At 41.7% G+C, this 13249-nt stretch carries 14 protein-coding genes; 3 read left to right on the forward strand and 11 right to left on the reverse strand.

Annotated elements, in window-relative coordinates:
* The first annotated feature begins 247 nt into the window (after positions 1-247).
* Together GKS34_RS02485 and GKS34_RS02490 are read left to right on the forward strand one after the other, a co-directional pair.
* The gene (locus tag GKS34_RS02485; RefSeq protein WP_163383222.1) at positions 248-1498 is read left to right on the forward strand and encodes an aminotransferase class I/II-fold pyridoxal phosphate-dependent enzyme; all 1251 of its coding nucleotides are present in this window, start codon (positions 248-250) and stop codon (positions 1496-1498) included.
* Between the two features lie 95 nt (positions 1499-1593).
* Positions 1594-1767, forward strand: a complete 174-nt coding sequence (locus tag GKS34_RS02490; protein WP_202927860.1) for a BF3379 family histone-like protein — start codon at positions 1594-1596, stop codon at positions 1765-1767.
* Positions 1768-1824: 57 nt separating this feature from the next.
* Here GKS34_RS02490 and dapA read toward each other — a convergent pair whose 3' ends face one another.
* The 10 genes from dapA to GKS34_RS02540 all read right to left on the reverse strand — a co-directional run bounded on the left by dapA (position 1825) and on the right by GKS34_RS02540 (position 11164).
* Positions 1825-2718 carry a 4-hydroxy-tetrahydrodipicolinate synthase gene (dapA, locus tag GKS34_RS02495; RefSeq protein WP_163383223.1) on the reverse strand — a complete coding sequence of 298 codons (894 nt, stop codon included), beginning with the start codon at positions 2716-2718 and terminating at the stop codon, positions 1825-1827.
* A 4-nt stretch (positions 2719-2722) separates the two neighbouring features.
* Entirely contained in the window at positions 2723-3217 is a 495-nt protein-coding gene (locus GKS34_RS02500) for a DUF6913 domain-containing protein (protein WP_163383224.1), read from the reverse strand.
* 17 nt (positions 3218-3234) lie between these two features.
* A complete protein-coding gene (ligA, locus tag GKS34_RS02505; protein WP_163383225.1) occupies positions 3235-5703 on the reverse strand; it encodes an NAD-dependent DNA ligase LigA in 2469 nt (822 codons plus the stop codon).
* A 102-nt stretch (positions 5704-5805) separates the two neighbouring features.
* Positions 5806-6021 carry an exodeoxyribonuclease VII small subunit gene (gene xseB / locus GKS34_RS02510; protein WP_163383226.1) on the reverse strand — a complete coding sequence of 72 codons (216 nt, stop codon included), beginning with the start codon at positions 6019-6021 and terminating at the stop codon, positions 5806-5808.
* Positions 6014-7327, reverse strand: a complete 1314-nt coding sequence (gene xseA, locus GKS34_RS02515) for an exodeoxyribonuclease VII large subunit (RefSeq protein ID WP_163383227.1) — start codon at positions 7325-7327, stop codon at positions 6014-6016. The genes xseB and xseA overlap by 8 nt, the downstream gene beginning before the upstream one ends.
* Positions 7328-7455: 128 nt before the next feature.
* On the reverse strand, positions 7456-7905 hold the full coding sequence (locus GKS34_RS02520; protein ID WP_163383228.1) for a Spy/CpxP family protein refolding chaperone: 450 nt from the start codon (positions 7903-7905) through the stop codon (positions 7456-7458).
* Position 7906: 1 nt separating this feature from the next.
* Positions 7907-8281 carry a hypothetical protein gene (locus GKS34_RS02525; protein ID WP_163383229.1) on the reverse strand — a complete coding sequence of 125 codons (375 nt, stop codon included), beginning with the start codon at positions 8279-8281 and terminating at the stop codon, positions 7907-7909.
* Positions 8282-8314: 33 nt separating this feature from the next.
* Entirely contained in the window at positions 8315-8863 is a 549-nt protein-coding gene (locus tag GKS34_RS02530) for an RNA polymerase sigma factor (protein WP_163383230.1), read from the reverse strand.
* A 125-nt stretch (positions 8864-8988) separates the two neighbouring features.
* Positions 8989-9942, reverse strand: a complete 954-nt coding sequence (fmt, locus tag GKS34_RS02535; protein WP_163383231.1) for a methionyl-tRNA formyltransferase — start codon at positions 9940-9942, stop codon at positions 8989-8991.
* A 7-nt stretch (positions 9943-9949) separates the two neighbouring features.
* Positions 9950-11164, reverse strand: coding sequence for an exo-beta-N-acetylmuramidase NamZ family protein (locus GKS34_RS02540; protein ID WP_163383232.1), 1215 nt, complete (start codon positions 11162-11164; stop codon positions 9950-9952).
* A gap of 38 nt (positions 11165-11202) precedes the next feature.
* Here GKS34_RS02540 and GKS34_RS02545 point away from each other — a divergent pair, with 38 nt between their 5' ends.
* Complete coding sequence (locus tag GKS34_RS02545) at positions 11203-12423, forward strand: ABC transporter permease (protein ID WP_163383233.1); 1221 nt, start codon at positions 11203-11205, stop codon at positions 12421-12423.
* On the opposite strand, the gene GKS34_RS02550 is transcribed toward GKS34_RS02545, so the two are convergent.
* Positions 12410-13156 (reverse strand): polyprenol monophosphomannose synthase, encoded by a 747-nt coding sequence (locus tag GKS34_RS02550; RefSeq protein WP_163383234.1) that lies wholly within the window; start codon positions 13154-13156, stop codon positions 12410-12412. The two genes, GKS34_RS02545 and GKS34_RS02550, sit on opposite strands and share 14 nt — an antisense overlap.
* Positions 13157-13249 lie beyond the last annotated feature (93 nt).

The raw sequence follows: 13249 nt of genomic DNA on the forward strand, positions 1-13249 counted from the left end.
AGGTAGGTAGATAAGCCGAAAGGTCGGTTTTCAGTTGTTTTACTAGTTGTTTAGCGGTATCAGGTCTGTTCAGGTAAGCCTCGGTAAAAATATCAAATCTAGTCTGGAATAATTCATTAAGAGGCTCTAAAAGAAAGAAGGAACCAAAAGTTGGCGTAATTTTGCGGAAACCACTTAAAAATAGTAGTTTTGGAGGTTTGAATTCCAGAACGAAAGTTAATAGTTGAACATCAAAAGTAATTGCACATTGGATATATTTGAAAAACTGAACACCAACCTCGGTCCCTTAGGAAAGCATTCCGAGATATCAGAAGGATACTTTACATTTCCAAAGCTAGAAGGAGAAATTGCTCCCCGGATGAAGTTTAAGGGAAAGGAAGTACTGACCTGGAGTTTGAATAATTATTTAGGGCTTGCCAATCATCCGGAGGTAAGAAAGGCAGATGAAGAGGCCGCCCGAAGATGGGGGGCTGCTTATCCCATGGGTGCCAGAATAATGTCGGGAAGTACCGATTTACACGAAAAGCTGGAAGATGAATTAGCTGAATTTGTAGACAAAGAAAAGGCCTATTTGCTTAATTATGGTTATCAGGGAATCATGAGTGTAATTGATTCATTGATCGACCGTAAGGATGTAATCGTTTATGATGGTGAATGTCATGCCTGTATTATCGATGCGCTTCGAATGCATATGGGGAAACGCTTTGTCTTCCCACATAATGATATGGAAAGTCTGGATAAGCAATTGAAAAGAGCAGAAAGGCTTACCAAAGAATCCGGCGGTGGCATTTTGGTCATTACAGAGGGAGTTTTTGGAATGACCGGGGATATGGGGAATTTAAAGGAGATTGTTCAATACAAGGAAAAATACCAGTTTCGCTTGTTGGTAGACGATGCCCATGGCTTTGGAACCATGGGGAAATTGGGAAAAGGAAGTGGAGAAGAACAAGGCGTACAGGAACAGGTAGATCTTTATTTTTCTACGTTTGCCAAATCCATGGCAAGTATTGGCGCATTTATTGCGGGTGATGCTAAGGTAATTCATTATTTGAAATACAACATGCGTTCTCAAATATTTGCCAAAGCTTTGCCGTTAATAATGGTAGAGGGAGGTTTGAAACGATTGGAAATCCTAAAATCCAGACCGGAGCTTAGGGAGAATTTATGGAAAATCGTTCACGCTTTGCAAGACGGGCTGAAGGAAAAGGGCTTTAGTATTGGTACGACTAATTCACCAGTGACTCCGGTAGTTCTCAACGGAACGGTGGGAGAGGCGGCTACTTTGAGTAAGGATTTGAGGGAAAATTACAATATTTTCTGCTCAGTGGTGATTTACCCTGTGGTTCCGAAAGGAATGATTATATTGCGATTGATTCCAACAGCAGTGCATACGTTGGAGGATGTGAAGGAAACGATCACGGCATTTGAAGCCATCAAGGGTAAGTTGATCAGTGGATTCTATAAGAACACCGAATTGGCAACTTCATTTGGTGAATAAAAGTAGAAAAAACCGCTTAAACTGTATATTTATAAACATTTTAACTATATTGAATCAAAAATTAATTTCATCATCAACCAAATTAACTTTTAATTATGAACAGATTTAGTGAAATCAAGGATCTTATCATGTCGCTGGAAGCTGATTTTGACAAGTTTTACGATAAGAAAAATCAAGCAGCAGGTACAAGGGTAAGAAAAGGCATGCAGGATTTAAAAAATTTAGCTCAGGATATCCGTAAAGAGGTTCAAGACATCAAAAACTCTTAATCTGGTAAAAAAAAAGGAACTCAATATTGGGTTCCTTTTTTTTTTACCAGCCTATCGTTAATCCAGGTGTGGAGAATAAAAATGACTGGTGTTCACGTTATCAGCCGCCAGTTTAATTCTGTTTTTTAAGTCTTCGGATGCCCGAAGTAAAGGAAGCCTTACATAATCACTGCAAAGACCTAATCTTTCCATGAGGCATTTTACGCCCACTGGATTGCTTTCTTCATACATTAGTGGATTTATCTCCAACAAACTAAAGGTGGCCTTTTTTGAATAGGAAGAATTTCCATGAATAATTGACCCAATTATTTCAGGGTAGGCGTTTGCAAGAACAGAGATTACGCCTTCAGCACCGATACTTCTCATAAAAATGGTGGTCATATCATCTCCCGATATTAATAAAAAGTTCTCTGGTTTGTCTTTTGCAATGCGCATGCATTGATCCAGATTACCACTTGCTTCCTTAATACCTATAATGTTAGGATGATTGGCCAGGCTGAGGGTGGTTTGGTAACTTAGATTAGACATGGTTCTGCCCGGAACATTGTATAGAATTACCGGGACTGGACAGTGGTCGGCAACTGCCCCATAATGAGCAATGATACCTTCCTGACTAGGTTTATTGTAATAAGGACTTACGGATAAAATGGCATCAATTTCTGAGAAATCGATTGCATCCATGGCATTTAAAATGGCCTGTGTATTATTTCCTCCCAAACCGTAAACAATTGGAAGCCTTTGCTGGTTTATTCTTTTAATAAAGCTTAGCACTTCCGCTTTCTCAGTTTCCGACAGTGTTGCCGATTCTCCTGTGGTGCCCTGGACGACCAGATAGTCTGCATTCCCATGAATAACGTGTTCGACCACCCGCTCCAAAGCGGGATAATCAATGGAACCATCCTCCATAAACGGTGTCACCAACGCCACGCCCGTACCTTTAAACTTTTTCATTATACTAGTTGATCTGCTTTAAATACTTAATCAATGATGCCGTACCCGATTGGATATCTTTTTCCTCTTCATTCAGCATCAGATCCAGATAAGGTTTTAATTCCTCGCTAAAAAAACCCATGCTGTAAGATGCTGATTGTAATTGAAGCAGATAAAGGGTAAAGTAATTTAGCTTTTCAGAAGTAAAAATAATCAAATCTGGTTGAAGGGAAAGCAATTGGTTTAGTTTTTCTCCGGGTTTACCGATTAGCGTAAAATCTTTATAGGAAAATGCTTGCTGATCTTCCGATTTTTCATCGTAGTAATTTCCCATGATTTTAATTTTTTCATTTAAATCCCGGTGAATAACTTCAGATATCTGGTCAATTTCATCTTTATTATTGCCCAATATTGCGATGGTTTTAATGTTTTCTATATGCAATAAGATGGACTTTTGGGTCTTCTTTTTCTTTGGTTTTTCCAAAGCATTCTTCACAAAATATTCCCTAATCCATTTCATTATTTTCGTTTAAACTTTTATGATGTTTTACAAATATCAAGTAGCTCTTCTTCCGAAATCAGCGAAATCCCCAGTTTTAGAGCCTTTTCTTTTTTACTCGGCCCCATTTCTTCTCCTTCGACGATAAAATCCAGATTTTTGGATACCGATTTCACGTAAGTCCCACCATGAGACTCGATAAAGTCGATGATTTCATCTCGTTTAAAATGGTTTAAACGCCCGGAGGCTAGTATTTTTTTCCCTTCCAAGGCCCTGCTTTCCAGGCTCATCTTTGATTCGGCCAATTCAAACTGAAGGCCCTTTTCTCTCAATCTCCGGATAATGTCCCTATTTTTTTTGTCATTGAAAAATTGCCGGATACTTTGAAGCAGTGTCTCGCCCACGCCGTTGATATCCAGGAGTTCCTGATCCGAAGCATTCATTAATTGAGTAATACTTTTGAAATGCTTTGCCAGTAAAATGGCTGTATTTTCACCTATATTCCGAATACCCAGTGCAAACAATACCTTTGGAAAAGGTTGGCTAAGGGATACCCGGATCCCCTCCATCATATTATTGACCACTCCTTCCTGAAAGGTACTTCCTTTGAGTTTATTAATTTGATCTTGAACAGCATCCGGTATTTCCAGTTCTCCCTTGACTAGCAGATCATGTAAACTGTTTTTATTTTTCGATTGAGCGATGAGATTTGTTAAAATTACTTCTTTCTCCGGTAGGATACTTGCCAATACGTAAGCGACAGGTATAAAATCCGGTACCGAATCCAAAGCTTGATTTCTTATTAGTGCAATTAGTTTTTGCAGCCTTTTGGAATTGGCTTTTCCTCGTCCAGGTTTTGCTTTCTCCTGCTCAGCAAAATTCACCAATTTTTCGATCAGATTTAAGGTAGCATTCCTATCCAGGAAGTTTTCAATTTCTTTTAAGGTAACCTGCTGTGTCAGGGCATAAAGGGCTTTTTTTATGCTGATCAAAAGGTATCCATCACTACTTTTGGAATATTGTTCTTCAGAAATCTCCAGCCCGAGCAGCTCCTGTTTTTTTCCCGGAAGGTCGTAAATATCGGCTGGATTGGACACGTAGCCTTGCTGAATCAATGCCCGTAATCGCTCGGTACCTAAGGAATCAATATCCATGGCCCTCTTAGAAACAAAGTGTTCAATCCTACCCAATATCTGGGGAGGACAACCCCCTTCATTGGGACAAAAATGCTTGGCTTCCCCTTCCTTTCTTTCTAATATCGTCCCACACTCGGGGCAGGTATCAATGTAGGTGATGGGCACACTGCCTTTTCGCCTTCTTTCCTGTACGACGCCGGTAATTTTGGGAATTATTTCACCACCTTTTTCTACCCGGACCACGTCCCCTTCATGCAAATCCAATCGTAAAATTTCATTGGCATTGTGCAAGGAAGCTCTTTTAACGATGGTTCCTGCTAACGAAACGGGAGAGAGATTAGCAACCGGTGTTATGGCGCCTGTTCTGCCTACCTGATAAGTGACCGAAAGTAAGGTTGCTTCTGCGCTTTCTGCCTGGTATTTAAAAGCAATGGCCCACTTGGGGATTTTTGCCGTAAAACCCAACTCTTCCTGTTGCTGGTAATCATTTACTTTGATGACTACTCCATCGGTTTCTACAGGTAACTGCAGCCGCTTTTCTCTCCACTCTTCAATGTACGCCATCACCTCGTCCAGGCCCTGACATTTCCTGAACGTAGGAGAGACATTAAAGCCCAAATTAGCTAAGTAGGCAATGGCTTCATGATGCTTATTTATGGGTAGTTCATCGGCTATCAACTGATACAGGTAGCAGTCCAGCCTTCTCCTTGCCACGATGGACGAATCCTGCATTTTGAGTGTTCCGGATGCCGCGTTTCTGGGATTTGCCAGCGGGTTTTCTCCATGGCTTATCCGCTCGTCATTGATCTTGTCAAAAACTTTCCTGGAAAGAAATATTTCACCCCTGACCTCAAAATAGGGGGGAAGGGATTTTTGGTTTTTAATTATTAACGGTACGGTACGGATCGTTTTGACATTTTCCGTTACCACATCTCCTTTGTATCCATCTCCCCGGGTGACGGCTCGTACCAATTGGCCATTTTCATATACCATGCTTATAGCCACTCCGTCAAATTTCAATTCACACAGGTACTCAAAATCCCGGTGTCCCAGACCTTTTGCTACCCGCTCATCGAAGGCTACCAACTCCTCTTTGGAATAGGTGTTACCCAACGAAAGCATGCGCACTGCATGCATGGCAGTTTCAAAGTTTTTTGTGATCGTACCTCCTACACGCAGGGTAGGACTGTCCGGTTGCTTCAATTCCGGATAAAGCGACTCTAAAAAAACAAGTTTTTCCAGCAATTGATCAAACTCAAAATCACTGATTTCGGAACGGTCTTCCTGATAATACAAATGATTGTGGTGATTGATAGTCTCCGTCAATGCTGCAATCTGTTTTTCCGCCTCTTCTTTGGATGGTTTGTTCATGAAAAAAGGTCCGCTTTACTTTCTCAAATGTACTATATTTGGATCATATACCATGTACCAAAAACGTAAATCCAGGAAAGTTTAACTGATTTTATTCTCGGATTAATCCTCCATATTGTCCTCCTCCAGAAAGGAATTTTTTATTTCTTCCTCCGTTACTTTTAACTTTTTGCGGCAGGTTTTGACCAGGGAGCTGGCTTCCCGGACCAAACGCGTAAGCTCGTCCATGCCCAAATCCTGCTCTTCCAGTTGGCCTACGATGGTTTCCAGCCTTGAAAGAGCCTCGTCGTAGGAGAGATTTTTCGTGGTCTTATTCATTTTTCTCCAATTTTTTGATTTGAGATGTAATAATGGTTTCCTGACTAAAAGTGACGATAGTATCTCCAGTTTTTAGTTCGGTTAGATGAATGGGAATACCCTCTTTTTCCGTCCGGGTGTAGCCTCTTGCCAATAGGTATTCCGGGTCTGCACGCTGTATGGCTTTTTCATGTTGATCCAACCTACCCTGTGCTTTTTGAATCCCAAAATAAGTCGCCTTTTTTAAGGATTGCTGATTTGTCTCCACCTTTAACTGCATTTTTTCCAAGGCATGCAAAGAAAGCCGGTAGCTTTGTCGGGAAAATTGATCAAGATTGTTTTTCTTTTCAGAAATTTTTCCCTGAAACAGGTTTTTTAGCAAATGGACTTTTTCCACCAAGGTGTCAGAGGTGTTTTTTAGGGTTTTTTGGGTATACCTTTCGATGAATAGCATTTGACGACGAAGCATGTCCTCGTACTCCTGGAATCCTGACAATATAAAGCTGGCTACAGCGGTAGGTGTTTTCAATCGGGTATGAGCTACTATATCGGCTATGGATTCATCTCTTTCGTGTCCAATTCCTGTAACAATGGGAAGGGCTGCGTTGGCGATGGTTTTTGCCAGGTCATAATCGTCAAAACAGTCCAGATCAGTTTGAGCACCACCACCACGGATAAGGACAAGCAGGTCAAATCGAGCTTCTATTTGAAGTTTTTCTACCTCCTGAATCGACCGAATAATTTCTTTTGGGGCATCTTTGCCTTGCATGGATGCCTGAAAGAAACGGTAATGCACCCGGTACCCGTTCGCATTTTGTTCCAGCTGGTTGATGAAATCACCATAACCTGCGGCGGTCACGGAACTGATTATGGCTATTTTTTGACTTACTTTTGGAAGGACGAATTGCTTGTTTAGGTCCAATAAGCCTTCGGATTTTAATTGATCCAGGATTTCCTGCCTTTTTCGGGCCCTTTCCCCCAGGGAAAAATTTGGATCGATGTCCTTTATTACCAGGCTAATGCCATAGAGTTCGTGGAATTGTACGTTTACCAGCGCCAAAATTTTCATACCGCTTTTTAAACGGGTATTCGTTCCGGCTTCAAATTTTCTTTTGATAGCCTGGTAGGTATAAGACCAGATATTTCCCCGGATTTTGGCCAAAATTCCCCCGTCGGATTTTTCAATAAGGTCCAGGTAGGCATGGCCTTTTACCGCCTCCCGTAATTCACCTATTTCTGCAATTACCCAGTATGTGGGAGAAAGCTGTGTATCAAGGGTGTTTTTTATCAGCTCATTTAGTGCTACTAAGGTTATGGCCTGCTGCATGGTACAAAGAAACAAAAAATAACCGGGTATGAATCAAAAAAAACCGGCACATTGCCGGTTCTTAGGATAGTCCACCACGCCTTTTCTGGTAAAAAGGTCACAGAGTTGGTTTATTACTTTTAGTTTCGTTATTCCCGAGGGTTATTCTCCCGATTCCTTCGCTGCATGCGGTATATATGGCGGGTAAAGTCTCGATTTGTTTCGTTTAACTGCAATGCCTGTACCGGAGTTAATGCTTCCGACACTTTTTCCATAAATTCTTTTTCCTGATTCAGCAACTCCTGTTGCAAGGAAAAGCGCTGCTCAATTAATTGACTCGCTTCGGCATTACTGATCGACTCCTCTTCCCCTTTTTTGGATATACCACGCAAATCCCGCATCAGTTCTTCCCTGCTTTCCTGATATTCATTAAAAAGCGGCCAGAATAGCTCTGCTTGATCCGGGGTCAGCGAAAGTCGATTAGTAATAAAAGCCACTCTTGCTGCATCCAACTTTTCTCTATCTATACTTCTTTCTCGCTGCCCGTATCCGTTAAGGCTAAACCCAACTAGAAGGACTATAATGATCCATTTTCTCATATCAATACAAAATTTCATCCAATATTAATTCTTCTCCTTCTTCGCCAAGCTGATAATTCCACTCCTCTTCGGTGATTTCATCCAGTAAATCATTCGGATTTTCTGCCAAAAGCAGCACATCTTCTTCGTTCCAAACTCCTGTGCTGATGTAATATTCCACATCTTCGTTGATCTCGGCTTGGTAATTTACCCATTCAATCTCGGTAGATCGAACCATCAAAAAGAAAAAACCAATGACGCAAACAGCCGCCGCAGCGATTCCACTAAGATAGAACTGTTTGATTCGTTGTTTTCTTTTTGACAGGATTTTATCCGGAAGACTTTCAAAGTAGTTTTCCGGAATTTTATGTATTGTTTCTTTTGGAAATTTGCTCATACTAAGGTTTAGACAGAATTATTATCCAAAGGTTTATTCCTCCTTCAGAATTTCTTCAATTTTTTTTACGGCATGATGATAACCCGCTTTCAGGCCACCTACACTGGTTTGTGTCATTTTGCTGATTTCCTCATACGGAAGATCTTCGAAATACCTCAAATTAAACACCAATCTTTGTTTTTCCGGCAAACGAATAATGGCTTTTTGCAGTTTACGCTGGATTTCATCGCCATCAACTAAAGGGGATTTGTCCAGGTAGCTCGCCATCACTTCGTGATGGTCTTCCATTGAAAAGAACGTCCATCTTTTTTTCTTTTCCAGAAAATTCAGGCTTTCGTTTACAGCAATTCGGTAAATCCAGGTGAACAGGGAAGATTTATGGTTGAATTTATGAATATTCTTAAACGCTTTAATAAAGGTATTCTGAACCACATCATCGGCATCTTCATGGATGATAACCATTTTTCGAACCAGGCCATACACCCTTTTCTGATAGGTTTCGATGAGCACCCTAAATCCCTTATCCCGGGTATTGGGGTTCTTTATCATCTCTAAAAGTTTTGCATCAATCAGTGGTACCATTCAGAAAGTTAGACCAGGTAAAGACAGGGAAGTTTAATGGCCTACGAAAAATCTATTGATTTTTACCCCAGTAATGGATCTGCAGGCATCCGAAGATTATTTAGATCCACAGGTAGATCCTACAATCAGGCAGTTCCTCCTGAGTTGCCATCTCGTATTGACAACGGATTGCCTCTTAAAAAATCCGAAATAGCCATGCGTTTTTTGCCCTCCAATTGAAGTTCATGAACAGCTAACATTCCCTTTCCCGTCTGAAAATAAAGGTAGGTTTGATTATCGGTAGCATATTCTCCAGGGTCCAGATCCGATTCTTTTTCCACTACCGTACTGCCGTAAATTTTACAGGTTTTGGAACCGATTTTGCACCAGGCAGCGGGATAGGGAGATAGGCCTCTGATCAGGTTGTGTATTTCGCTTGCAGCTTGGTTCCAGTTGATCTCACAGTTTTCCCTGTAAATTTTTGGAGCATGATGCAGGGCTTTGGCGGGATCTTGACGTTTAGGATTTACGTTATCCAAAGCGATAGCTTCTACCGTTTTCAGCACTAATTTTGCCCCCTTTTGCATGAGTTTGTCGTGAAGACTACCGGCATTGTCTTCCGGTAAGATGAGCTCTTCTTCCTGAAAGAGAACATTTCCCGTATCAATTTCTTGTTGCAAAAAAAATGTGGTGACTCCGGTTTTGCTTTCCCCATTTATTAAGACCCAATTAATCGGTGCGGCTCCTCTGTAATCCGGTAGCAGGGAGGCATGCAGGTTAAAAGTTCCTTTGGGAGGCATGGACCAAACCGCTTCCGGGAGCATCCGGAATGCCACTACTACCTGAAGGTCGGCCTGGAAACTTTTCAACGTTTCTAAAAACTCCCCATTCTTCAAATTGGGGGGCTGAAGTATTGGGATGTTGTGCTTTTCTGCTGTGAGCTTGACTGGGGAGGATTTGGGTTTTCTTCCCCTACCTTGCGGCTTGTCCAGCGCGGTGATGACAGCCACAATGTTCCAACCTTCTTTAATCAGTAGTTCCAACGGGGCTACTGCAAAATCAGGTGTGCCCATGTAAATAATTCGTAGCTCTTTTTTCATATTGGGCTTATTCGTAAATCAGGTAATTGGCTCTCATTCTCCGGTATTGCTCCAGATCTTCCTTCCAGGAATCCCGGATTTCTGTTTCATTATCCCCATTCAAAATGGATTTTCTCAATTCATCCGTACCTGCCAGTTTATCAAAAAAATCATTGAAGAAGGCAGGTCCATTGTCCGCTATACGAAAGGCTTCCAGTAGGTACTCCAGGGTAAACTGATGGGTAAGGGGCTCGGATCGAAGATCTTTGCCGTAGCAAAGCTTATTTTGCTGGGGAGGATTTTTTGACATGCCCTCTATACTTACCGGGGTGAAGGTAAAGTCACCGAATTTTGGGTCCGGATAGCCATACACCTGGAAAGGAAATAACGTCCCCCTTCCCAGACTGATATCGGTGCCTTCAAAATAGCAAAGCGATGGGTAAAGGCGTATGGAAAGGTCATTGGGAAGATTGGGAGAGGGCTTTATGGGTAATGCATAGGCCTCAGAATGCTTCCATTGGTCGATTTCGATCACCTCTATTTCCGCTTTGACCCCGTTTTTTAGCCATCCCTCTCCATTGATCATTCGTGCCAATTCACCAACCGTCAACCCATGTACTACCGGAATGGGATGCATCCCAACAAAACTTTCAAATCCCGGCTTTAATACTGGTCCATCCACGTAGTCGCCATTGGGATTTGGACGATCCATGATCATCAACGGCTTTCCCTGCTCCGCACAGGCTTCCATCAGGTAATGGAGGGTACTAATAAAGGTATAAAACCGTACACCCACATCTTGAATATCAAAAATGACTACATCAACATCGGACAAAGCTTCGCGAGATGGCTTTTTAGAGTCTCCATAAAGGGAGACTAAAGGTAATCCTGTTTGGGGGTCTACCTGATTTTCTACCTTTTCACCGGCATCGGCATCTCCCCGAAAACCATGCTCCGGCACAAAGACCTTTTGAATGGCAATCCCTTCCTCCAGCAAAAAGTCTACTAGATGCTGGTTCTGTCTTTGGGTCAGGACGCTGGTTTGGTTTACAGCAAGTGCTATCCGTTTGTCTTTTAATTTCGGCAAATAAACCTGGGGCCGGTCCGCCCCCGGGGTAATCGGGTTTGCAGTATCCAGGTAATCTACCGTTTGCTCGTATTCTTTGGAATCGGACTTGCTGGTACAAAAAGTCAGATTCCCGAACAAAAATGTCAATAGAAGTATTAATTTTATATCCTTCATGTTAATTTGCATTTTATCTAACAAAATAAACGACTTCATTGAACCTTTCCTACTTCATTGCAAAAAGAATCAGTTTTAAAAAGACGGGAGGTTTTACCGGTACCATTCATCGGATTGCCGTTGCCAGTATTGCGTTAGGGCTTTCCATCATGATTATTTCATTTTTGATTCTGGAAGGATTTCAAACGGTCATTTCTGATAAGGTTTTTTCTTTCACGGGTCATTACCAGGTCAATAGGTTTGTCATGAGCCAGGCCCTTGATGATTCCCCAACCAGTACCGAAAGTAATTTTTATACCAATCACGAAGAGCTAGACTACATCCGGCATGTGCAGGGATATGCCACTAAGCCTGCTCTAATCAAAGGAGAGGAAGAAGTAGAAGGGGTGATGATGAAAGGGGTTGGACCTGAGTTTGATAGCGTCTCTTTCAAAAATTCTTTGGTTGAAGGTCGGTTTATCCAATTTTCCGACGGTGCGTCTGCTTCCAATGAAATCATTCTCAGTTCGAAAATCGCCCGAAAAATGCTGCTGGAACTTGGAGACGAGGTAACGATGTACTTTGTACAAGATCCGCCCAGGTTCAGAAGACTAACGGTAGTAGGGATCTACGAAACGTTCCTGGAGGATTTTGACGATAAAATCGTCCTCGGTGACATCCAACTCATCCGGATACTCAATGATTGGGATAAAGACCAGGTAGGTGGGTTTGAGGTCTTTTTGAATGACCCGGCACAAATCGACGTTTATGAAGCGCCTTTGTACGATTTTATAGATTATGACTTGCGTCTGGTAAAGGTTACGGATAAATTTATTCAAATTTTCGATTGGCTGGAACTGTTAAATAACAACGTCTACGTGTTTTTGGCATTGATTCTATTCGTAGCTGCCTTTAACATGGTTTCTATTCTATTTATCCTGATCATGGAAAGAACTTCGATGATTGGTTTGCTAAAAGCCCTGGGAGCGAAAAATAAGCAAATCCGAAATATCTTTATCTGGAATGGCGTCCGGATCATCGGCAGGGGCCTGCTGTTGGGGAATTTAATAGGGCTTGGATTTGGGTTTATTCAGGAGCAAACCCGCTGGGTAAGCCTCAATGCAGAAAATTACTACATGAGCTATGTCCCGGTTTATTGGGATTGGCCCACCATTATTGGTCTGAATGTACTGGTCCTTGGCGTTACTACCGTTGTATTGTTCTTACCTGCGATGATAATTAGTAATGTAAATCCCATCAAATCAATCAAGTTTGATTAACAGACTGGTATTTTTTGAAAATGCTTTTTAGTTTCATGTAGATCACGCCAAAAACAGCTTCTCTGAAAATATGCTTGGACATTTTCGAGGTACCTCTTGTTCGGTCGGTAAAAATAATGGGCACCTCAAAAATATCGAATCCGAGTTTCCATGCCGTAAATTTCATTTCAATTTGAAAGGCGTAGCCGATAAACCGGATTTTGTCCAGATTGATGGCTTTCAAAACCCTGCTCCGGTAACAAACAAACCCAGCGGTAGTGTCCCGGATAGGAATACCGGTGATAAATTGTACGTATTTACTAGCAAAAAAAGACATTAAAACCCTTCCCATAGGCCAATTAACCACATTTACCCCGGATACGTATCGTGAGCCAATTACCATGTCGTGCCCATTTCGGAAGGCCGCATCGTATAATTTGCTCAGGTCCCTGGGGTTGTGGGAAAAATCGGCATCCATTTCGAAAATGTATTCGTACCCATTTTGCAACGCATAAGTGAAACCCTCCAGGTAGGCAGTCCCCAGGCCTAATTTCCCATGTCTTTCTTTTAAAAATAAGCTGTCAGAATAGATTTTTTTCATTTCCTTTACCAAACCTGCCGTGCCATCAGGGGAGCCATCATCAATTACCAGCACATCAAAATTCTCCGGGAGAGCCAAAACTTCACGAACGATATCCTGGATATTCTCCTTTTCATTGTAAGTAGGGATTATGACTAATTTATTGCTTTTCATAGACTAGAAAACAAAAGTAGAATTAAAAACCGTATTTTCTTTGGGAAACAGAAAATATTAAGCCATCAGAAAAGTTAATAGTTGCAAAAAAGA

Source organism: Cyclobacterium jeungdonense, from assembly GCF_010994275.1.
Classification (GTDB): domain Bacteria; phylum Bacteroidota; class Bacteroidia; order Cytophagales; family Cyclobacteriaceae; genus Cyclobacterium; species Cyclobacterium jeungdonense.